Raw genomic sequence first — 20028 nt, 5'->3', positions numbered from 1 at the left:
AGGTGGCCCGTCAACGCGGTGTCAGGCCGAAGGTGCCAGGACATCGCCACCCAAAAGCCGGCGAGAGGCCGAGGGTGAAGGCGCGTCGCCCGCGTGCCCGGCTGCCGCGCGCAGAAAATCGACCGTGGCGGCATCTCCGCGCCAAGCCTGAACCCGCTGGTTCACCAGGATGTCCCTGGGGCGTCTTCCGTAATAGGCGTAGGCCGCCGCGATGTAGGCGGCTCGCGTCATCGTGCGGGCCGGGCCGGAACGGGGCGTCTCTGCCTTGAAGAACAGGGCGCTGCCCGGCACGCCGTAATGCTGCGCGATCTCCGGGTAGACCGGCCAGCTGCCCATGCCGCCGAGATCGTCAGGCAGGAAGGCGTCGAGGTCGCATGGCTCGAACGGGATGCCCGCCTTGCCCAGCAATCCGCGGGCGATGTCGCTCATCACGTAAAGTTTCGGGTGGTTGGTCGAGTGCATGAAGCAGCCGCGCCGTGCCCACCGATTCAGATGCTCGTCGAGGTCGTAGCCAGCCTCGGCGCCTAGGCGGCGCAGGCTCACGACGGACTGGTCCCAGAAGTCGTAATAGCCGAGCCGCTCGAAGACCGGCTCGCTGAACAGGCGGAGCGTCTGCCCCGGCGAGAAGCCCGCGAGATAGGCGTAAAGCGTCACCGCCGAGTGCGAATGGCCCATCGGGCCGGATAAGAGCCCGCGCAGGGTCGCGTGGTCCTGCACGCCGATGGACACGACATCGGGGTGGTACGCCGCGAAGGCGATGGTCGGGATGACGTGGACGTTCGGCCGAGCGCGCAGGTCGAGGATCGTGCCCCCATCCCGGAAAGGCGGCAGGTAAATGTTCGTGAACACCGCATCGTAGCGGTCGGCGCGCGCGATCACGTCCGCGAGGCGGCCATAGCGGCGGCCGAGGGTGAAGACCGACAGGAAGTCCACCTGCGCATCGGGCAGGAGGTAGCGCATCGCCTTCGCCACGGCGCCTGCTTGGCAGATCCCGAGCACGAGCAGGCGGGGCGAAAGCTTCCGGGGCTTTCCGACTTGCGAAAGCCAGTACTGGGCTCGCCGAACTGCGTCGAGGGAGGACATGGCCCGTCCATGGCACGACATCGCCCGACGGGCAATCGACGCCGTGAGGCATAACAACCTACGATAGATATCACCGTTCTACTTGTGTTTTTGATTGTATAAATGACCAGATACTCTTTATATAAATTCTAGAAACTGGTTTAAAGACTGTTTTTCTGCCAAAATTTTTCTCGCAAGACCATCGATCGCCGCACCGAAGGGGTCTCGCGCTCAGACTTAAGGGAAGGTTTTGCGCGAGGCTTAGGCAGCGACGCTCCATCGTGAGGAGCCGTCGGGCTTCGCTGGCGATGGGACCCATGCATTTTTTCCGTGACACGCGCCTCGTGGTGAAGGCGGCCATTCCCCTCATCATCCTTGCGGTTCTGTCGGGGGGGTTGGTGCTCTATGCGCGCGGGATGCTGATGAGCCTCGCCGAGGACATTCGCCTGATCACCGACGTGCAGGTCATACGTCTCGAGAACATCCTCGAGTTGAATATCGAGGCGAGCGAAGCCTCGATCGCCGTGCGCAACATGGTCCTCGACAAACGCGAGGAGCGCCTGAGCGCGAACAAAGTTCGGTACGAGACGGCTATCGCTGCGGCGAAGGCCGCCATCGATGGACTGAACCGCATCGCCGATTCGGCCGAGCGGCGGTCGGCCAACGACAAGATGAGTGAGAATCTCAACGAACTCACGACCGTCATGGAGCACGCGATCGCCCTTCGAGTGAAAGGTGACTTCGAGGCTTCGGCCAAGCTCATCGTGGTGGACACGTCGGCAGCGCATTTGAAGCTGCGGGACATGATCCAGAGCCGCACCGCGCTTCTGAAGAAGGAATTGGAGGCCGTGCGCGACGCGACCGCCCAGGCCGAGAGCCACGCGGATTTCGTGCTGATCGGCTCGGCGCTATTGGGCCTCCTTGTCACCGCCGTCCTGTCCTTTGTGATCGTCGTCTTCGGCATCAATCGACCGCTCGGACGCCTCGTCTCGGTGCTGCAGCGGATGGCCAAGGGTGAGATCGACGCGCAGATTGACGAGGCGGCGCGCGGCGATGAGATCGGCGCCGTCGGCAAGGCGGTCGAGGGCATCAAGGAGATGGTCTCGAAAAAGGCCATCGAGCAGGCCGAGATGCAACATGTCGCCGAGGAAGCGGCGGCGCAGGAACGCCGACGCGCCATGGTCGAACTGGCGGACGGGTTCGAGGCCGCCGTCGGCGGCATCGTCGGCATGGTCTCGTCCTCGGCCACCGAGTTGCAGGCCACCGCCCAGCAGATGAGCTCCGCTGCCGCCGAGACCGCCGCGCAGTCGACCACCGTCGCGACGGCCGCCGAGGAAGCGGCCTCGAACGTCGGCACCGTCGCGGCGGCGGCGGAGGAACTCGGCACCTCGGTGCAGGAGATCGGCCGGCAGGTGCAGGGCTCGGCCACGCTGGCCCAGGCCGCCGTGGGCGAGGCCGACCAGACGGCAGCCCTGGTCCAGGCCCTGCGCCAGACCTCGGCGCGGATCGGCGACATGGTCGGGCTGATCTCGAACATCGCGAGCCAGACCAACCTACTCGCGCTGAACGCCACCATCGAGGCCGCCCGCGCGGGCGAGGCGGGCCGCGGCTTCGCGGTGGTCGCCGCCGAGGTGAAGGAACTGGCCAACCAGACAGCCAAGGCCACCGACGAGATCGGCAGCCAGATCGGCGAGATCCAGGGGGTGACGGATCAGGCGGTGTCGGCGATCGGCGCGATCACCGGGCGGATCCGCGAGATCAACAGCGTAGCGACGTCGATCGCGGCGGCGGTGGAGCAGCAGGGCACGGCGACGCAGGAGATCGTACGTAACGTGGCCCAGGCATCCTCGGGCACTTCGGAGGTCACGAGCAACATCGTGAGCGTGGCCCGCGCGTCGGAGGATACCGGCGCGGCGGCGCGGCAGGTTCTGTCGGCGTCGGGCGAACTGTCCCGGCAATCCGAGCACCTGACGGAGGAAGTCGCCCGCTTCCTTCAGACCGTCCGGGCCGCCTGAGCGAGGGGAGGCGGCCCGCTCAGGCGAGGGCCGCTTCGATCTCCCCGGAGAGTTCCAGCCATTCCTCTTCGGCCGAGGCGAGGGCGCTGGCGGCGTCGGCGCGCATCTTGGCGATCTCACCGGCCTTCGCGGCGTTCTCGCGGAAGGCGGTGCCGTCTTCCAGCGCGGCGTCGATCTTCTGGATGGCGGCCGAGAGCTTGGCCATCCGTGCCTCGACGCCGTCGAGGCGCTTGCGCAGGGGGGCGAGCGCCGCCCGGCGCTCCACGCCCGCTCGCCGGGCCTCCGCCTTCTGGCCGCCGACGACCTCGGCCGCGCGCTCGCCGTCGCGCTCCGGCCCCGCCAGCACGAGGCGGCGGTAATCGTCCATGTCGCCGTCGAAGGTCTTCACCGTGCCGTCCGTGACGAGCCACAGCCTGTCGGCACAAGCCTCGATGAGGAAGCGGTCGTGGCTGACGAGGATCACGGCGCCCTCGTAGTCGTTGATCGCCTCCACGAGGGCTTGGCGGCTCTCGATGTCGAGGTGGTTGGTCGGTTCGTCGAGGATCAGCAGGTGCGGCCCGTGGAAGGCCGCGAGCCCCATGAGCAGGCGGGCCTTCTCGCCGCCGGACAGCTTCTCGACGGGCGTGTCGGCCTTGGCCGCGCCGAAACCGAGGCGAGCGGTCGCGGAGCGCACCTTCGCCTCCGGCACATCGGGCATCATGGTGCGCACGTGGGCGTAGGCGCTCTCGGACGGGCGCAGCTCATCGAGCTGGTGCTGGGCGAAATACGCCACGTCCATCTTGGACGAGCGCTTCATCTCTCCCGCCAGAGGCGGAAGGCGCCCGCCGATCAGCTTGCAGAAGGTCGACTTGCCGTTGCCGTTCGCGCCGAGCAGCGCCACCCGGTCGTCCGGCGCGAGGCTGAGGTTGAGGCCCGTCAGCACCACGCGCTCGCCATAGCCCGCCTTCACCCGGTCCATCGCGACGATAGGCGGCGAAAGCGGCTTTTCCGGGCTCGGCAGATGGATCACCGGCACGTCGTCATCGAGGAGGGCGGCGATCGGCTCCATCTTGGCGAGGCGCTTCATGCGCGATTGCGCCTGCCGCGCCTTGGTCGCCTTGGCCTTGAACCGGTCGATGAAGCTCTGCAGGTGCGCGCGTTCCGCATCCTGCTTCGCCTTGGCCTTCGCTTGAAGCGTCCGCTTCTCGGACAGTTGCCGCGCGAAGCTCGTGTAGCCGCCCCGGTAGATCGAGAGCTTGCCCCGGTCGAGATGCAGGATGTGATCGACGGACGTGTCGAGCAGGTCCCGGTCGTGGCTGATGACGATGGCCGTTCGCGGATAGCGTTCGAGATAGTCGTACAGCCAGAGCGTGCCCTCGATATCGAGGTAGTTGGTGGGCTCGTCCAGGAGCAGCAGGTCGGGCTCGGAGAACAGCACCGCCGCCAGCGCCACGCGCATCCGCCAGCCGCCGGAAAAGTCCGAGCAGGGTCGCGCCTGCGCCGCCGCATCGAAGCCGAGGCCGTGCAGGATCGCCGCCGCGCGCGCGGGCGCCGAATGGGCGCCAATATCCACGAGACGCGTCTCGATCTCGGCCCGGCGCAGGCCGTCCGCGTGCTCGGCCTCCGCCATCAGCGTGGCGCGTTCGGTATCGGCGGCGAGCACCACCGCGTGAAGGGTTTCCGGCCCGGCCGGCGCTTCCTGCGCCACGGCGCCGATGCGCATGCCCTTGGGCAGGGAGATCGCCTTCGAGTCGACCGGCAAATCGCCGAGGATCGCCCGGAACAGCGTCGTCTTGCCGGCCCCGTTGCGGCCGACGAGCCCGACATGGGCGCCCTCCGGGATGGTGAAGCTCGCGGCGTCGAGAATCAGCCGTTCGCCGATGCGGTAGGTGAGGTCGTTAACGCGCAGCATCGCGGCGTTCTGGCCGGGCGCGGCCCGCGAAGCAAGGCCCGTCCGTAAGGGGGCCCTTAACGGTTTGGAATCCTCGCGCTGTATCTATTAGTCGATGCGACATAGCGAGCATTTGCAGTCGAGAAAATTGCCTATAGACATTATGACTGCATCAGAAAGACATATTTCGTGGCAAAATCGATACTCGTTCTGACGGATAATCCTGAAAACGGTCATCGCCTCGCCCGCTCCCTCGGTGGGGGCGCCCTCCTGCACGACCTTTATGACGACGGCCCGATTGCGGGCGAAAACCGGGTGGTGGTCGCCGACATTCACTTCCCGCACTCGGATTCGATCAACCGGCTCAAGCATGCGCTGGCGATCGCGCGGGGGCCGGCCACGCCCCTTCTGTACCTGTTCCACGGCAACCAGGAGCGAGGCGAGATCCAGGCGGCCATGCTCGGCGCCACGAAATGCCTCTCGGCCATGTCCGCCGCCGCGCTGCTGGCGAAGACAGTCGAAACCCTAGCACCATCGCCGTCGGGCACACCGAAAACGCCCATCGAGCATGTTCAAGCTGCCCGCGCGGCATTCGCGGAGCTGTTCACGCCGGAAGGCCCGGCGCACGATCTGGTCGATACCGGCACGGAGATCGTCAATCGGGCGATCCTCGACATGAAGGTCGGGAACTGGCTCAGCCTCGTCGCCGCCTTCGACGACGTGACACACCGGCATTGCCTGACCGTCGCCGGGCTGGCAGCCGCCTTCGCCGCGACACTGCACTTCAACGCGACCGACGCGCATCTCCTGACCAAGGGCGCGCTGCTGCACGACATCGGCAAGGCGCGCATTCCGCTGGAGATCCTGAATAAGCCCGGGCCGCTCACCGTGGACGAGCGGCATGTCATGGCGCAACATGCGCAGATCGGGTTCGACATGCTGCAAGGCCGTGGGTTCAGCGATGCCGCGATGCAGGTCGTGCGCTCGCACCATGAAGCGCTCGACGGCTCGGGTTATCCCGATGGGCTCCGTGGTCGCGCGATACCCGACATCGTCCGGCTGGTGACGATCTGCGATATCTTCGCCGCGCTGATCGAGCGGCGGTCCTACAAGGCGCCGATGGGCGCGCGCACCGCCTACGAGATCATGCTCGGCATGACGGGCAAGCTCGATGGCGATCTCCTGCGCGCCTTCGGCCCCGTGGCCTTCGCCAGCGACATCGAGGACGTCCAGCTCTCGGCGTGAGTATTCAGACCAGTTCCCACGCCGTCCGGTCGCCCATGAGCGCGGCGACGAGCGCATGGTTGAGGTCGTGGCACGTGTGGGAGGCGATGACCAAGCCCTCGATCGGATGACCCACCAGGGCGAGGTCGCCGACGATGTCGAGGACCCGGTGGCGGACGAGTTCGTCCTCCATGCGCAGGCCGCCGATCACCCTGTCGCGGAACAGCAGTGCCGCCGAGCGAGGTCCGCAGCCCTGAAGCAGGGGCTTGCGCGTGACCAGGCCATAGGCCCGTCCCGCCATCACACGGATGAAGCGGCCGAAGCTGCGCGCGGGGGCGATCTCTATGGGGAACGCCTCGGGCAGGATCGGCCCCTGCCAATCGAACGCCCCGAGATGACAGAGCTCGATATGGGCGCAGACCGTGAAGTCACCTCCGGGGCCGATGGACAGGCGGCGGTGACGGTCGGTGACGCTGATCGGCCGAATGACGCGAAGGATCCGCGTCCGCTCTGCCTGTTCGAGGCGGCCCGCCGCCGCGATGCCCTCGCACCACGGCACCGCGCTGCCGTCGAAGATCGGCAATTCCTCGGCGTCGATTTCGATCAGCGCGTTGTCGATGCGCAGCGCATAGAGCGAGGCGAGCAGATGCTCGACGGTGCGCACGATCACGCCCTCGAAGCGGAGCGCCGTGCAGGCCGGCTGCGTCTCCTGATGCATCCAGAGGGCCGGGATATCGACGCAGCGTCCGTCGCGCATCCGCCTGCGGAAGACGATCCCATGGCCTGTCGGCGCGGGGGACACCCTCACGCGCGCCCTGCGCCCCGTATGCAAGCCGCGCCCGGACCGCTCGAAGGCACCGCCGAGGGTGGCTTGGCGCCGGCCCGTCTCCGCGCGAAGCGATGGAGCGGAGAGGTTCAGGACGTTCGGCATTATAAGTTAGTCTGTCGGCGAGGAGATCCATATGCCTCGATCCACGCCAAAGGAGGAATCACACTGTCGTGGTGGCTTGACCCTGCGCGACGCCCCGGCCACCATCGATCCAGGGCCCGGCGGATCTCGCATCGCGAGGGGGCGGGCGGTTTCTATCCTGGGCGCCGGCCGTAAGCCGAAGGGGCTGGGGGACGGCGAGGTACATCGGTAATGGCGCGCCTGGGGTCCATTCCGTTCTTCAAGGATGCGGGTATCGAGCTCGTGACCTTCGAGAACCGCTGCCATTGGCGGCGCTTCGATGAGAACGAGACGCTCGTCGACTTCGACGACATTTCCACGGACGTCTATTTCATCGCCTCGGGCGAGGTGCGCATCCTCAACCGGACGCAATCGGGCAAGGAAGTGATCCTCGGCGAGATGCGCGGAGGCGCGTTCTTCGGCGAACTCGCCGCCATTGACGGGATCGGCCGTTCGGCCAACGTTACGGCGCTGACGCGCGGCGAGGTCTGCGTCGTGCCGGCGAGCGTGTTCCGGCAGATCGTCTTCGCGTCCGAGGCCATCGCCGACCGGCTGATGCGCCTGCTCGCCAAGCGTGTGCGCGAACTGAACACCCGGCTGATGGAGCATGCGCTCCTCGATCTGCGCCACCGGCTCTATGCCGAGTTGCTGCGCCTTTCCGTGCCCCGGGCGGGCGCCGGCGGTGAGCGCGTGGTGACGCCGCCGCCCTATCACCACGTCCTCGCGGCACGCATCGGCTGCCGGCGCGAGCAGGTGACGCGGGAATTCACCGCCATGGCGGCCGAGGGCCTCGTGGACCGGACGCGCGGCGCCCTCGTCCTGCGCCGGCCCGACCTGTTGGAGGCGCGGGTCGCCGAGGCCCTGCGCGAGGATTCCTGACCCCTTGGCGGCGCCATCCCTGAGGATCCGGGGCCTCGTCAAACGGTTCGGCACGCATGTCGCCGTCGATGGCGTCGATCTGGAACTGGCGCCGGGGGAATTCTTCTGCCTGCTCGGCCCCTCGGGCTGCGGGAAGAGCACGCTCCTGCGGATGATCGCCGGGTTCGAGAGCCCGAGCGGGGGCGTTATCGAAGTCGGCGGGGCCGACATCACCGCCCTGCCGCCGCATCGGCGCCCGGTGAACATGATGTTCCAGTCCTACGCCCTGTTTCCCCACATGAGCGTGGCGGCGAACATCGCCTACGGGCTGAAGGGGCGGCCGGATGCAGGGGAGCGTGTCGCGGCGCTGTTGCGCCTCGTGCGCCTCGACGGTTTCGGCGAGCGCCGGCCGGACACGCTCTCGGGCGGCCAGCGCCAGCGGGTGGCGCTGGCCCGCGCCATCGCCCGCGAGCCGGGGCTTCTCCTGCTGGACGAGCCCTTGGGCGCCCTCGACCGGGGATTGCGGGAGGAGACGCAAGGTGAGTTGCGCAGCCTGCAACGGCGGCTCGGCACGAGCTTCGTGGTCGTGACGCACGATCCCGAGGAGGCGATGATGCTGGCCGACCGGATCGGGGTGATGGAGCGCGGGCGCCTCGTGCAGGTCGGCAAACCCACCGATCTGTATCGTCGCCCGGCCAGCCGCTACGTCGCGGGCCTCCTGGGCGACGTGAACCTCATTCCCGGCCGGATCGGGCCGGCGGGTCCGGGCGACACGAGGGAGATCGTCACCGCTCATGGCACGCTGACGGCCCAGGCCGGCGATGCCGTGTCGGCCGAGGGCGCGGAGGTCGTGATCGCGGTGCGGCCGGAAAGCCTGATCCTCGGCGAAGGCACCCTGACCGCCACCGTCGAGGACGAGACCTTCCTCGGCGACCGCATCCGCCGTGTGCTGCGGCTGCCCGACGGAACACTCCTGCGCGCGAGCGGCCCGCCCGGTCCCGGCCCGGCACGGGGAGCGACGACGCCTGTCGGCTTCGCCCCGGCGGATGCCGTCATCCTTCCGGCCTGAGGCGCGCGATGGCGGCCCCCAAGCCCGACAGGATCGTCGCCCGCCTTCTCCGGCTTCCGCCGTTCCTGTGGCTCGGCGCGTTCTTCCTCTTGCCGTTCCTCGTCACGCTGAAGATCAGCCTGTCCGAGCCGGCGACGGCCATTCCGCCGTACCTGCCGATCCTCGATTGGCAGGGCGGCCTCGACGGCTGGTCGAGCTTCCTCGAAGCGCTGAACTTCACCAACTACCTGACGCTCGGCCGCGACGACCTCTATCGGGCGGCCGTCATCGGCTCGCTCTCCTATGCGGGGGCGGCGACGCTGCTGCTCGCCCTCATCGGCACGCCGATCGCCTACGCCCTCGCCCGTGCGCCTCGGCGCTGGCAACCCGTGCTGGTGGCGCTCGTGGTGGTGCCGTTCTGGACGAGCTTTCTGATCCGCATCTACGCCTGGATTGCAATTCTGAAGCAGGAGGGGCTGTTGAACCTCGTGCTCCTGAAGCTCGGGGTGATCTCTCAGCCTCTGGTGATCCTGAACACCGACGTGGCGGTGATGATCGGCCTCGTCTACGCCTACCTGCCGTTCATGGTCCTGCCGCTCTACGCGGTGATGAACCGGCTCGATCCGAGCTTGGGCGAGGCCGCCGCCGATCTTGGCGCGAGCCCGACGCGGGTGTTCTGGACCGTGACGCTGCCCCTCAGCCTGCCCGGCATCGCGGCCGGCGCCGGGCTGTGCTTCATCCCGATGGTCGGCGAGTTCGTGATCCCCGACCTCCTCGGCGGCTCCGAGACGCTGATGCTCGGCCGGGTGCTGTGGAGCGAGTTCTTCTCCAACCGCGACTGGCCGCTCGCGGCGGCGGTCGCGGTCGTGCTGCTCGTCATCGTCATCGGCCCGGTCGTGCTGTTCCGCGATAGCCTGCGGGCGGGCGGAGAGGGCGCATGAGCGGGGTGACGCGCGCCGCACTCTGGCTCGGGCTCGGTTTCCTCTACGCGCCGATCCTCGTGCTGGTCGCGTATTCCTTCAACGCCTCCGCGCTGGTTACGGTCTGGGGCGGATTCTCCACCCGCTGGTACGCGGCCCTGTTTTCCGACGCGCCGCTGATCGCCGCCGCCTGGGTCTCCCTGCGCGTGGCCGTGCTCGCGAGCCTCATCGCGACCATCCTCGGGACGCTCGCCGCCCTGGCGATGGAGCGGCACGGGCGCTTCCCGGGGCGCTCGCTCTTCACCGGCCTCGTCTACGGGCCGATGGTGATGCCGGAGGTGATGATCGGCCTGTCGCTGCTCCTCACCTTCATCGGCATCGGGCTCGATCGGGGGGTCGCCACCATCGTCATCGCGCATGCCACCTTCTCCACGGGCTTCGTCGCGGTGGTGGTCTCGGCGCGGCTGCGCGGGCTAGACCGCTCGCTGGAGGAGGCTGCGGCGGACCTCGGCGCCGGGCCGCTGCGGGTGCTCGGCACCATCACCCTGCCGCTCCTGGCGCCGGCCATCGCGGCGGGGGCGCTCCTCGCCTTCACCCTGTCGCTGGACGATCTCGTCATCGCGAGCTTCGTCTCCGGCCCCGGCGCGACCACCCTGCCGATGCGCCTTTACAGCCAGGTGCGGCTCGGGGTGAACCCCGAGATCAACGCGGCCTCGACGCTGCTCGTCGGTCTTGTCAGCGTCGCGGTGCTGGCCGCCTCGTGGCTCACCGCGAGGCGAGGGGCCTGACGCGCTCGGACGGCTGTGCGAGCTTCGCGACGAGGGCCGTGACGACGAGGTTCAGCACCAGCGCCAGCACGCCGATATTCACGTCGCGCATGGGGCCGAGCTGCGGGTAACGCGCGAGGCTAAACCCGCCGATGGTGGTGGCCGCCACCGTCGCCACGCCCGCCACGATTCCCGCCGCCGCCGCGCGCTTGTCGAGGGGGTTGCGGCGCATCAGGCTCGCGAGGAAGCACGGAAAGAGCTGCGTGACGAAGTTGTAGCCCATCAGCAGCAATTGGACGATGGTATCGCCGCCCGACAGGGTGAAGCCGACGCAGACCAGCGCCATCACCGGCACGAAGGCCTTCGACAGGCTGGCGGTCGCCGCGTCGTCCATGCCGGGCCGCAGGGGCCGCACGATGTTGTTCGCGAGGAGCGTCGCCCCCGCGATCAAAATCATCGAGCCGGGCACGAGGGCGGTCAGCACCCCCGTCGCGCCTATGATGCCCACGAACCACGGCGGGAAGCTCTGGAGCGACAGCTTGAACAGGGCGAGGTCGACATCCGGCCCCGCCAGTCCCGGCACCTGCAGCACGGCGGCGAAGCCGACCACGAACACGAACAGGTTGATCAACTGGTAGAGCGGCAGGACCGCCGCGTTGCGCCGGAACGAGCGTGGCTCCTTCGCGGTGTAGAGCGAGCCGAAGGTGTGCGGCCACATATAGGCGCCCAGCGCCGTCAGGAGCGTGGTCGTCGCGAACCATGTGGGGCTTTGGCCTTGGGCCGGCAGGGCGAGGAAGCCGGGCTTCTGCGCCTCGATCGTCCGGAACATGGCCTCGTAGCCGCCGTAATAGTGCAGCGGCAGGTAGATGCCGAGGAACACCACCACGCAGAGGATGCTGATATCCTTCAGCACGGCGTTCCAGGCCGAACCGTGCACCCCCGACACGACGACGTAGGCGGTGACCGCGACGGCGCCGATCCATACCGCGACGGTGGGTGAAATCGCGCCGTAGGAGGCCGTTGAGACGATGATGCCGAGGCCCTTGAACTGCAGGACCATGTAGGGAACGAGCGCCACGAGCCCGACCAGGGCCACGAGCATCCCGAGGCCGGGGCTCTCGTACTTCGCGGCGAAGAAATCGGGCTGCGTGAAGAGGCGTCGCTCCTTGGCGAAGCGCCAGACCGGCGGCAGCAGCCAATACGAGGTCACGTAGCCGAGGGTGAGGTAACAGAGGATGTAATAGGCCGGCGCGCCCTTGCCGTAGGCGATGCCGGAACCGCCGAGGAAGGTGAAGGTCGTGTAGATCTCTCCCGCCATCAGCAGGAAGACGAAGGCGGTGCCGAAGCCCCGCCCACCCACCGTCCATTGCTCGAGGCCCATGTCCCGCCCGGCGCGGGCGCGAAGACCGAGGCCGAGGGCGGCCGCGAAAGCCGCCGCGACGATGACGAGGGCGGCGCTCAACGGCCTTCCTCCGAAGCGCGGTTCTGCGGATCGGTGATGTAGATGAGCGCCATGATCGCGCTGGTGGCGAGCACGCAGAGCACCAGCCACGCCAACAGGAACGGCAGGCCCAGGATAAAGGGCTCGACCCGGTTCAAGAAAAATGGGCCGATCAACATGCCGAAAAACGGCAGAGCCGCGAGCCACCGGAGATGTCGCATGGACTGCCTCCTCGTCAGACGCCGCCAGGGCGGCCACGCGAGGGGGGAACAGTCCATGGCGCCGGACGGTTCACCGTAGCCGGCGAAACTGTCGCCGTTACTTTTGTGCGAAATCGCACGGTCGAACGGCCAAGCCGGGATTACTCTCGGGTCTTCTGACTTTCGAGACACGTCCCATGACGAATCTCTTTCGCATACTCGCATTCGGGGTCGCGCTTACTGCGACGACGCTCGCCGCACAGGCCCGACCGGTTCACCACGGAAAGGCCGTGGCGGCGACCCCGGCCAAGGCCCGGCAGGCGGCGATGGACGGTTTCTCCGCCCGGATGAACCGCCTCGACGCCCTGATGGGCACGTCGCCGACGGCGCGCACCCGCTCGGCCTCGGCCGAGCGTTAGCGCCGTCATCGAACAGGTCGGTTCAGCTCGGCCTCCCCTCCCTACCCTCATCCTGAGGTGCGGCGACAGCCGCCTCGAAGGAGGGCTCCAGGGATCGCAGCGCTGTCTGGAGCCCTCCTTCGAGGCCCGCCGGGGCGGGCACCTCAGGATGAGGCGGAGGGTTGGGTCCGCCTCACTATGATCGGTAGCGAACCTAGCGCCCGAGGCCGCCGGCCTCCTCGATGAAGCGGGCGACGGTATCCGCGCCGTCGCCCGCCCGAAGGGACGCGAAGACGTAGGGCCGCGCGCCGCGCATCCGCTTGGTGTCCGATTCCATCACCGACAGATCCGCCCCGACCAGGGGCGCGAGATCGGTCTTGTTGACGATCAGCAGGTCCGACCGGGTGATACCCGGCCCGCCCTTGCGCGGGATCTTCTCGCCGCCAGCCACGTCGATCACATAGAGGGTGATGTCGGCGAGTTCCGGCGAGAACGTCGCGGCGAGGTTGTCGCCGCCGGATTCGATCAGCACCAGATCGAGCTTCGGGAATTTCGCCCGCATCTGCGCCACCGCGGCGAGGTTGATCGAGGCGTCCTCGCGGATCGCGGTGTGCGGGCACCCGCCGGTCTCGACGCCGAGAATCCGCTCCTCCGGCAGGGCGCCGGCCACGGTGAGGATGCGGGCATCCTCTTTCGTGTAGATGTCGTTGGTGATGGCGCAGATCTCGTAGCGGTCGCGGAACCGCTTGCAGAGCTGTTCCATCAGCGCCGTCTTGCCGGAGCCCACCGGGCCGCCGATGCCGACCCGCAGGGGTCCGTTGGCGGATGTGCTCATCGCTGAAGCCTCATGATCGGAAGATGCGGGAATACTGCGTCTCGTGCCGGAACGAGCCAAGATCGAGCCGCAGGCAGGAGGAGCCGATCTCGTCCAGGCTCGCGCCCTCGGCCGCTTGCGCCAGCGACACAAGACGGGCGGAGAGGGCAGCCACCACGCGCGTGCCCGCCGCCTGCCCCACGGGCGCCGACCGCAGGGCCGCCGAGACGAGGTTCTGCACGAAGGCGAGGGCGTAGGCGCTAAGGACGGGCCGCAGCGACATGCCATGCGCGCCGGAGGCCGCGCCTACCGCCACCGGATAGGCCACGGCCGCCGCCAGCGCGGCCGATAGGTCCTTAAGGGCCGGGCAGGGCCATGCGCCGAGCGTCGCGTCGAGGAAGCTGCGCCCCTGCTGGCTGGTCTCCAGATGCAGCTCCCGCGAGGGGGCAAGGGCCAAAGCCAGGTCGTTGACGGCGGCGAGGTCGTCCGTCCCCCGCGCCAGCGCGGCGGCGTGGGCATGGCGCACGAGGATCAAATCGTTGCGGAGCGATCCGCGTTCGCAGACATCGCCGAGCCACGCGGCGAGGCTGTCCTCGCCGGTGACATCGCCGGCCTCCACCGCCGCTTCGAGCCCGTGCGAATAGGCGTAGGCCCCGACGGGGTAGCCGGGGGAGAGCCACGCGAACAGCCGAAGCGCCTCGGCGGCGTCCTCAGCCATGGGAATGGGAATGGCCGTGGCCGGAATAGGCGCCGCCCTCGGGGCGGAACGGGCGCTCCACCTCCTCGGCCGTGCCGCCGAGGCCCCGAACCATCTCCGCGAGCACGTGATCGTAGGCGATCCAGACAGCCTCCGGCCCGATCTCGGCCGGGATGTGCCGGTTGCCGATGTGCCAGATCAGCCGTCGCAGGGCGTGCTCGGTTGGCGCACGGATTTCGAGAAGGCGCTCCGGCGCCGCCTCGACTTCCACGAGCCGCCCGTTCTCCAGAACGAGGGCGTCGCCGTCATCGAGCACCGTCGCGTCGGCCAGATCGAGCAGGAAGCGCGTGCCGCCAACACCCCGCATGGCGGTGCGGCGGCGGTGGCGCTCGCCATGGTCCAGCACGACGCGGTCGACGATCTCGCCGCCCGTGAGGGCGGCGGCACGGAGGTGGCGTGTGGCGCGGATCAAAATAAAAAGTACCTCTGAGCCATCGGCAGGATGTCGGCCGGTTCGCAGACCAGCAACTCGCCATCGGCGCGCACGTCATACGTCTCGGGATCGACCTCGATGACCGGGGTGGCGTCGTTGAGGATCATGCTCTTCTTCGAGATGCCGCCGCGCACGTTCTCGACCGCCACCATCTGCTTCTGCACGCCGAGCTTCTCCCGCAGGCCATCCTCCAGGGCGGCCTTCGAGACGAAGGTGAGCGCGGTGGAATAGGGCGCGCGGCCGTAGGCGCCGAACATCGGCCGGTAATGGACCGGCTGCGGCGTCGGGATCGAGGCGTTCGGGTCGCCCATCGGCGCGGCGGCGATGGTGCCGCCCTTCAGCACCAGATCGGGCTTCACGCCGAAGAAAGCCGGCGTCCACAGCACGAGATCGGCGAGCTTGCCGGGTTCCACCGAGCCGATATGCCGGGATACGCCGTGGGCGATGGCCGGGTTGATCGTGTACTTCGCCACGTAGCGCCGGGCGCGCAGGTTGTCCGTGCCGGATGAATCGCCCGGCAGGGCGCCGCGCTGGCGCTTCATCTTGTCGGCGGTCTGCCACGTGCGGATGATGACCTCTCCGACCCGGCCCATAGCTTGGCTGTCCGACGACATCATCGAGAGAGCGCCGATGTCGTGCAGGATATCCTCGGCGGCGATGGTCTCCTTGCGGATCCGGCTCTCGGCGAAAGCCAGATCCTCGGGAATCGACGGGTCGAGGTGGTGGCACACCATCAGCATGTCGAGATGCTCATCGATGGTGTTGCGGGTGTAGGGCCGCGTCGGGTTCGTGGATGAGGGCAGCACGTTCGGCAGCCCCGCCACCTTGATGATGTCCGGCGCGTGGCCGCCGCCCGCGCCCTCGGTGTGGAAGGCGTGGATCGTCCGGCCCTTGAAGGCGGCGATCGTGTCTTCCACGAAGCCCGATTCGTTCAGCGTATCGGTATGGATCATCACCTGCACGTCGTGTTCGTCGGCGACGCTCAGGCAGGTGTCGATGGCGGCGGGGGTGGTGCCCCAATCCTCGTGCAGCTTCAGCGCGCAGGCGCCACCGCGCACCATCTCGATCAGGCTCTCCGGGCGCGAGGCGTTGCCCTTGCCGGCGAAGGCGAGGTTCATCGGGAAGGCATCCGCCGCCTCGATCATCCGCGCGATGTGCCAGGGGCCGGGGGTGCAGGTGGTGGCGAAGGTGCCGTGCGCCGGGCCTGTCCCACCGCCGAGCATCGTGGTGACGCCCGAGCACAGGGCCTCCTCGATCTGCTGCGGGCAGATGAAGTGGATGTGGCTGTCGAAGCCGCCGGCCGTGAGGATCTTGCCCTCGCCCGCGATCACTTCCGTGCCCGGCCCGACCACGATGTCGACGCCCGGCTGCACGTCCGGGTTGCCGGCCTTGCCGAGCTTGAAGATCCGCCCGCGCACGATCCCGACATCGCATTTCACGATGCCCCAATGGTCCAGCACCACCGCGTTGGTGATGACGGTATCGACCGCGCCCGCCGCGTTCGGCGCCTGCGATTGGCCCATGCCGTCGCGGATCACCTTACCGCCGCCGAACTTCACTTCCTCCCCGTACGTGGTGAAGTCGCGCTCTACCGTGATTTCCAGGGAGGTGTCGGCCAGCCGGATCCTGTCGCCGGTCGTCGGCCCGAACATGTCGGCATAGGCCGCGCGCGGCAGGCTCGCGGGCTTCGGGGTGTTGCTCACGGCGTCGGCCTCCGTACTGCGCTCGCACCCATCACAGCTTGCCCATCACGTCGCCGCGGAACCCGTGGACGATCCGCTCGCCCGACAACGGCACGAGCGACACCTGCCGGGTCGAGCCCGGCTCGAACCGCACGGCCGTGCCCGGCGCGATGTCGAGGCGCTTGCCCCGCGCCGCCGGCCGGTCGAACACGAGGCCGGGATTGGCCTCGAAGAAATGGTAGTGCGAGCCGACCTGGATCGGCCGATCGCCAATATTGGCGACCTCGAGAAGGGTCCGCTCGGCATCGGCGTTGAAGACAATCTCGCCCGGCTGGGTCGTCACCACGCCGGGCACGTCCTGCGAGGCCGCGCCGCGAATCGGGTGATGGACCGTCACGAGCTTGGTGCCGTCCGGAAAGGTCGCCTCGACCTGGATGTCGTGGATCATCTCAGGCACGCCTTCCATCACCTGATCGGCGGTGAGGACCGTGCCGCCCGCCGCCATCAGTTCGGCGACCGTGCGCCCGTCGCGGGCCCCCTCGACCACGAAATCCGTGATCAGCGCCACCGCCTCGGGATGGTTGAGCTTCACGCCCCGGGCGAGCCGATTGCGCGCCACCTGCGCCGCCATGGCGATCAGCAGCTTGTCCTTCTCGCGGGGGGTGAGCAGCACGATCGCCTCGTCTGGTGGCCGGTCAACGCCGCCGGAGCAAGGATCATGCTCGGCTATGCGTCAAGGGCATCCGCTGGTTGAGCGAGGGGCCGGGCGCTCAGCGGAGGACGCGATCCACAATTCCGATATCCCAGAACCGATCAGCAGGGAGGAGGGTCAGGATCTCCACTCCGCCCGGCCTCGCGCGGCGTGGCAGCCACTGGCCATGGTCGGGGCGGGCGGCGCCAGGGAGCGGCGGGAGATCGCCTTGCGCGGCTACTGTTCGCGTCGAGGCAGCCCCAACCCTCCGCCACCGTCCTTGCTTCGCTGCGCTCGCAAAGATGGTGAGGGTGTCGTCGGCGGCTTAGAAACGTCTTCTCCTTCGCCGGACTTTCACAGCTGCCTGCTAGAGCCGCACCCGAACGAGTTGATTCAGCCAGCCTTCTCCAGATCGCCCCCTCATCCTGAGGTGCGGCGACGCCGCCTCGAAGGAGGGCTTCAGGGATCGCGCGGCAGGCTGGAGCCCTCCTTCGAGGCCCGCTGACGCGGGCACCTCAGGATGAGGTGAGTGGGTTGGGGCGCCTCACGATGATCGGTCGCGGCGCTAGGGCGGGATGGCACGCCTCGACCGCCCCTCAATCCTTCGGGAGGAGGGTGAAAGCGACCGACGCACAAACCCCGCCCATCCGCAGGCGCGGACGAGCGGGGTCGAGGTTCGAGACGTTCAGGAGCCGGCTTCTTCTCCGATGGCCAGCAGCATGGCGCGAAGCCGGGCGGTCCGCTCATCGCGGGCTCGCCGATCGGCGCGGAGGGCCGAGTGAAGCGCTTCCGATTCCGCCTTCCGCTGCCGAAGATTTGCGTCGTTCGAAGCCGACGCGCGCGTCATCGCGTAGACGACAGCGTCCATGTCGCACCTCCCAGGATCGTTTGAGCCTTTCGGTAGTATTCCGCGTGAAAGCGGTCCAGCCCGAATAATAGGCATTGCCCAACGAACAGGGACGAAAGCCCGTCGTTGTCTCACGACAACGCGGATTTCCTTAGGCGGCGTTGCGACTCGCCTGACGGGCAGCCAAAGCGCCCGGACGGCCCAGGCCGATCTCCTTGGCCAGGGCAGAGCGGCGCGCGGCATAACTCGGCGCGACCATCGGGTAATCGGAGGGGAGGCCGTAGCGCTCGCGATAGCTGTCCGGGTCGAGACCATGGCTGGACAGGTGCCGCTTCAGCGTCTTGTAGACCTTGCCGTCGATGAAGCTCACGAGGCCGTCGCGTCCGATGGACTTGCGGATCTCGCCGTTCGACGGGCGATGGACCTTGTCGGCTTCCTTCGTGCCGCTGTCGGCCATGTCGGTCTCGGCCAGCCGCTTCAGCGCGGCGTGCACAGACCCGATCAGCGCCGGAAGCTCGGCCGCCGGGAGCGGATTGTTCGCCACGTAGGCGGAGATCACATCGCTCGCGTACAGTGCGAGCTGATGCATTACATCACCACCGGTAGGTTGCGCGGCGCCATCTGCCATGTTGTCGGTCCCCTTTGTTTTGATTCGTTCGTCAGTAATGTCACCAGGTATCGGGTATTTTCAAGATCCCGTTGTTACTTTTGCTCGCGATCACCATAAAGAGAGTGCGCAAACTAAACTCGAGGTTTTGTGCAATCTGAGTTCCTCACTCTGTGAATGAATCGAACCCCCTCCCGATGATTGGACAGCGTGGATTGGGTGGGTTGGACAGGCCGCGGACCCGCGCCATGTGAAGGGCGGGACGGGGAGGGGATGCGATGCCGCCGGAAAGGCAGGGCCGAGGGACTTCGCTGCCGTTGAAGGGTCTGACGGTGCTGGCCCTGGAGCAGGCGGTGGCCGCGCCCTATTGCACCTCGCGGCTCGCCGATGCCGGTGCCCGCGTCATCAAGATCGAGCGGCCGGAGGGCGATTTCGCCCGGGGCTACGACGCGGCGGTCAACGGGCTGGCGAGCTACTTCGTCTGGCTCAACCGGGGCAAGGAAAGCCTCGTGGCCGACATCAAGAACCCGGACGACGCGGCGCTGCTACACCGGATCCTCGAAGAGACGGACGTGTTCGTGCAGAACCTCGCCCCCGGCGCCGCCGCGCGGGCCGGCTTCGGCTCGGCGGACCTGCGTCGCCGCCATCCGCGCCTCATCACAGTCGACATCACCGGCTACGGCACGGGCCATTCCTATTCGGACATGAAGGCCTACGATCTGCTGGTGCAGGCCGAGAGCGGGCTTGCCGGGATCACCGGGCATCCCGCCGGGCCGGGGCGGGTGGGCGTCTCGGTCTGCGATGTCGCCTGCGGGATGGACGCCCATGCCGCCGTGCTGGAAGCGCTGATCGCCAGGGGCATCACGGGGGAGGGCGCCGCGCTGGAGGTCAGCCTGTTCAGCGGCGCCGCCGACTGGATGAACGTGCCGCTCCTCTACTTCGAGGGCACGGGGCGAACGCCGCAACGGCTCGGCCTCGCCCATCCCTCGATCAGCCCGTACGGCGCCTATGCCACCGCCGACGACAGCCTGGTGCTGATCTCGATCCAGAACGAGCGGGAATGGGCCGCTTTCTGCGCGGGCGTGCTGGACGAGCCGTCCCTGGCGCGGGCCGAAGGCTACGATTCGAACAATGCCCGCGTCGCCAATCGCGAGGCGGTCGATGGCCGCATCGGGCGGGCGCTCGGCCGGCTCACCCGCGACGAGGCTGCCGCGCGGCTGAAGGCGGCGGGCACCGCCTATGGGTTCGTGAATACCCTCGCCGATCTCGCGACCCATCCGGCGCTGATCCGCGCCGAGGTCGAGACGCCGGCCGGGACGGCGCGGATCGTGGCGCCGCCGGTCCTGATCGACGGCGAGGTCCGCCCCCTCGGGCCGGTCCCGGCGGTGGGCGAACACAGCGCGCGCATCCGGGAGGAATTTCGGGCGGGCTGAGACCAAGCAAGA

20 protein-coding genes are annotated in these 20028 nt (G+C 68.1%); 8 read left to right on the top strand and 12 right to left on the bottom strand.

Annotated elements, in window-relative coordinates:
- Positions 1-21 precede the first annotated feature (21 nt).
- Entirely contained in the window at positions 22-1083 is a 1062-nt protein-coding gene (locus ACS5Q7_RS11125) for a WcbI family polysaccharide biosynthesis putative acetyltransferase (protein ID WP_478339360.1), read from the bottom strand.
- A 296-nt stretch (positions 1084-1379) separates the two neighbouring features.
- Between ACS5Q7_RS11125 and ACS5Q7_RS11120 the strand changes: the two genes are divergently transcribed.
- On the top strand, positions 1380-3077 hold the full coding sequence (locus ACS5Q7_RS11120) for a methyl-accepting chemotaxis protein (RefSeq protein ID WP_478339359.1): 1698 nt from the start codon (positions 1380-1382) through the stop codon (positions 3075-3077).
- A gap of 19 nt (positions 3078-3096) precedes the next feature.
- On the opposite strand, the gene ACS5Q7_RS11115 is transcribed toward ACS5Q7_RS11120, so the two are convergent.
- The gene (locus tag ACS5Q7_RS11115) at positions 3097-4968 is read right to left on the bottom strand and encodes an ABC-F family ATP-binding cassette domain-containing protein (RefSeq protein ID WP_478339358.1); all 1872 of its coding nucleotides are present in this window, start codon (positions 4966-4968) and stop codon (positions 3097-3099) included.
- Between the two features lie 168 nt (positions 4969-5136).
- On the opposite strand from ACS5Q7_RS11115, the gene ACS5Q7_RS11110 reads away from it, so the two are divergent.
- Positions 5137-6192: an HD-GYP domain-containing protein gene (locus ACS5Q7_RS11110; protein ID WP_478339357.1), complete on the top strand. Its 1056-nt coding sequence runs from the start codon at positions 5137-5139 to the stop codon at positions 6190-6192.
- A 4-nt stretch (positions 6193-6196) separates the two neighbouring features.
- On the opposite strand, the gene ACS5Q7_RS11105 is transcribed toward ACS5Q7_RS11110, so the two are convergent.
- Complete coding sequence (locus ACS5Q7_RS11105) at positions 6197-7102, bottom strand: UDP-3-O-acyl-N-acetylglucosamine deacetylase (RefSeq protein ID WP_478339356.1); 906 nt, start codon at positions 7100-7102, stop codon at positions 6197-6199.
- A gap of 210 nt (positions 7103-7312) precedes the next feature.
- On the opposite strand from ACS5Q7_RS11105, the gene ACS5Q7_RS11100 reads away from it, so the two are divergent.
- Genes ACS5Q7_RS11100 through ACS5Q7_RS11085 form a run of 4 tightly spaced genes read left to right on the top strand, consistent with a single transcriptional unit; the run spans position 7313 to position 10734 of the window.
- Positions 7313-7999 (top strand): Crp/Fnr family transcriptional regulator, encoded by a 687-nt coding sequence (locus tag ACS5Q7_RS11100; RefSeq protein WP_478339355.1) that lies wholly within the window; start codon positions 7313-7315, stop codon positions 7997-7999.
- A gap of 4 nt (positions 8000-8003) precedes the next feature.
- Positions 8004-9047: an ABC transporter ATP-binding protein gene (locus ACS5Q7_RS11095; protein WP_478339354.1), complete on the top strand. Its 1044-nt coding sequence runs from the start codon at positions 8004-8006 to the stop codon at positions 9045-9047.
- A gap of 8 nt (positions 9048-9055) precedes the next feature.
- The gene (locus ACS5Q7_RS11090; protein ID WP_478339353.1) at positions 9056-9967 is read left to right on the top strand and encodes an ABC transporter permease; all 912 of its coding nucleotides are present in this window, start codon (positions 9056-9058) and stop codon (positions 9965-9967) included.
- Complete coding sequence (locus ACS5Q7_RS11085) at positions 9964-10734, top strand: ABC transporter permease (RefSeq protein WP_478339352.1); 771 nt, start codon at positions 9964-9966, stop codon at positions 10732-10734. The genes ACS5Q7_RS11090 and ACS5Q7_RS11085 overlap by 4 nt, the downstream gene beginning before the upstream one ends.
- Here ACS5Q7_RS11085 and ACS5Q7_RS11080 read toward each other — a convergent pair.
- Together ACS5Q7_RS11080 and ACS5Q7_RS11075 are read right to left on the bottom strand one after the other, a co-directional pair.
- Entirely contained in the window at positions 10712-12175 is a 1464-nt protein-coding gene (locus ACS5Q7_RS11080) for a sodium:solute symporter family protein (RefSeq protein ID WP_478339351.1), read from the bottom strand. The genes ACS5Q7_RS11085 and ACS5Q7_RS11080 overlap by 23 nt on opposite strands.
- On the bottom strand, positions 12172-12375 hold the full coding sequence (locus tag ACS5Q7_RS11075) for a DUF3311 domain-containing protein (protein WP_478339350.1): 204 nt from the start codon (positions 12373-12375) through the stop codon (positions 12172-12174). Before ACS5Q7_RS11075 ends, ACS5Q7_RS11080 begins: the two co-directional genes overlap by 4 nt.
- Positions 12376-12644: 269 nt before the next feature.
- On the opposite strand from ACS5Q7_RS11075, the gene ACS5Q7_RS11070 reads away from it, so the two are divergent.
- On the top strand, positions 12645-12773 hold the full coding sequence (locus ACS5Q7_RS11070; protein ID WP_478339349.1) for a hypothetical protein: 129 nt from the start codon (positions 12645-12647) through the stop codon (positions 12771-12773).
- A 193-nt stretch (positions 12774-12966) separates the two neighbouring features.
- Here ACS5Q7_RS11070 and ureG read toward each other — a convergent pair whose 3' ends face one another.
- From ureG to ACS5Q7_RS11035, 7 genes are all read right to left on the bottom strand, one after another.
- Entirely contained in the window at positions 12967-13587 is a 621-nt protein-coding gene (gene ureG / locus ACS5Q7_RS11065) for an urease accessory protein UreG (RefSeq protein WP_342165691.1), read from the bottom strand.
- Positions 13588-13597: 10 nt separating this feature from the next.
- Positions 13598-14284 carry an urease accessory protein UreF gene (locus tag ACS5Q7_RS11060; RefSeq protein ID WP_478339348.1) on the bottom strand — a complete coding sequence of 229 codons (687 nt, stop codon included), beginning with the start codon at positions 14282-14284 and terminating at the stop codon, positions 13598-13600.
- On the bottom strand, positions 14277-14735 hold the full coding sequence (locus ACS5Q7_RS11055) for an urease accessory protein UreE (protein WP_478339347.1): 459 nt from the start codon (positions 14733-14735) through the stop codon (positions 14277-14279). The genes ACS5Q7_RS11060 and ACS5Q7_RS11055 overlap by 8 nt, the downstream gene beginning before the upstream one ends.
- Positions 14732-16459, bottom strand: coding sequence for an urease subunit alpha (gene ureC / locus ACS5Q7_RS11050; protein ID WP_478339346.1), 1728 nt, complete (start codon positions 16457-16459; stop codon positions 14732-14734). Before ureC ends, ACS5Q7_RS11055 begins: the two co-directional genes overlap by 4 nt.
- 31 nt (positions 16460-16490) lie before the next feature.
- Positions 16491-17111, bottom strand: a complete 621-nt coding sequence (locus tag ACS5Q7_RS11045; protein WP_478339345.1) for an urease subunit gamma — start codon at positions 17109-17111, stop codon at positions 16491-16493.
- Positions 17112-17814: 703 nt separating this feature from the next.
- Positions 17815-17997: a hypothetical protein gene (locus tag ACS5Q7_RS11040; protein ID WP_478339344.1), complete on the bottom strand. Its 183-nt coding sequence runs from the start codon at positions 17995-17997 to the stop codon at positions 17815-17817.
- Between the two features lie 130 nt (positions 17998-18127).
- A complete protein-coding gene (locus tag ACS5Q7_RS11035; RefSeq protein ID WP_478339343.1) occupies positions 18128-18604 on the bottom strand; it encodes a Ros/MucR family transcriptional regulator in 477 nt (158 codons plus the stop codon).
- A 257-nt stretch (positions 18605-18861) separates the two neighbouring features.
- Here ACS5Q7_RS11035 and ACS5Q7_RS11030 point away from each other — a divergent pair, with 257 nt between their 5' ends.
- Complete coding sequence (locus tag ACS5Q7_RS11030; RefSeq protein ID WP_478339342.1) at positions 18862-20016, top strand: CaiB/BaiF CoA transferase family protein; 1155 nt, start codon at positions 18862-18864, stop codon at positions 20014-20016.
- Positions 20017-20028: the final 12 nt, after the last annotated feature.

Source organism: Methylobacterium sp. Gmos3, assembly GCF_056430985.1.
This window is presented reverse-complemented; position numbering and strand designations above follow the sequence as displayed.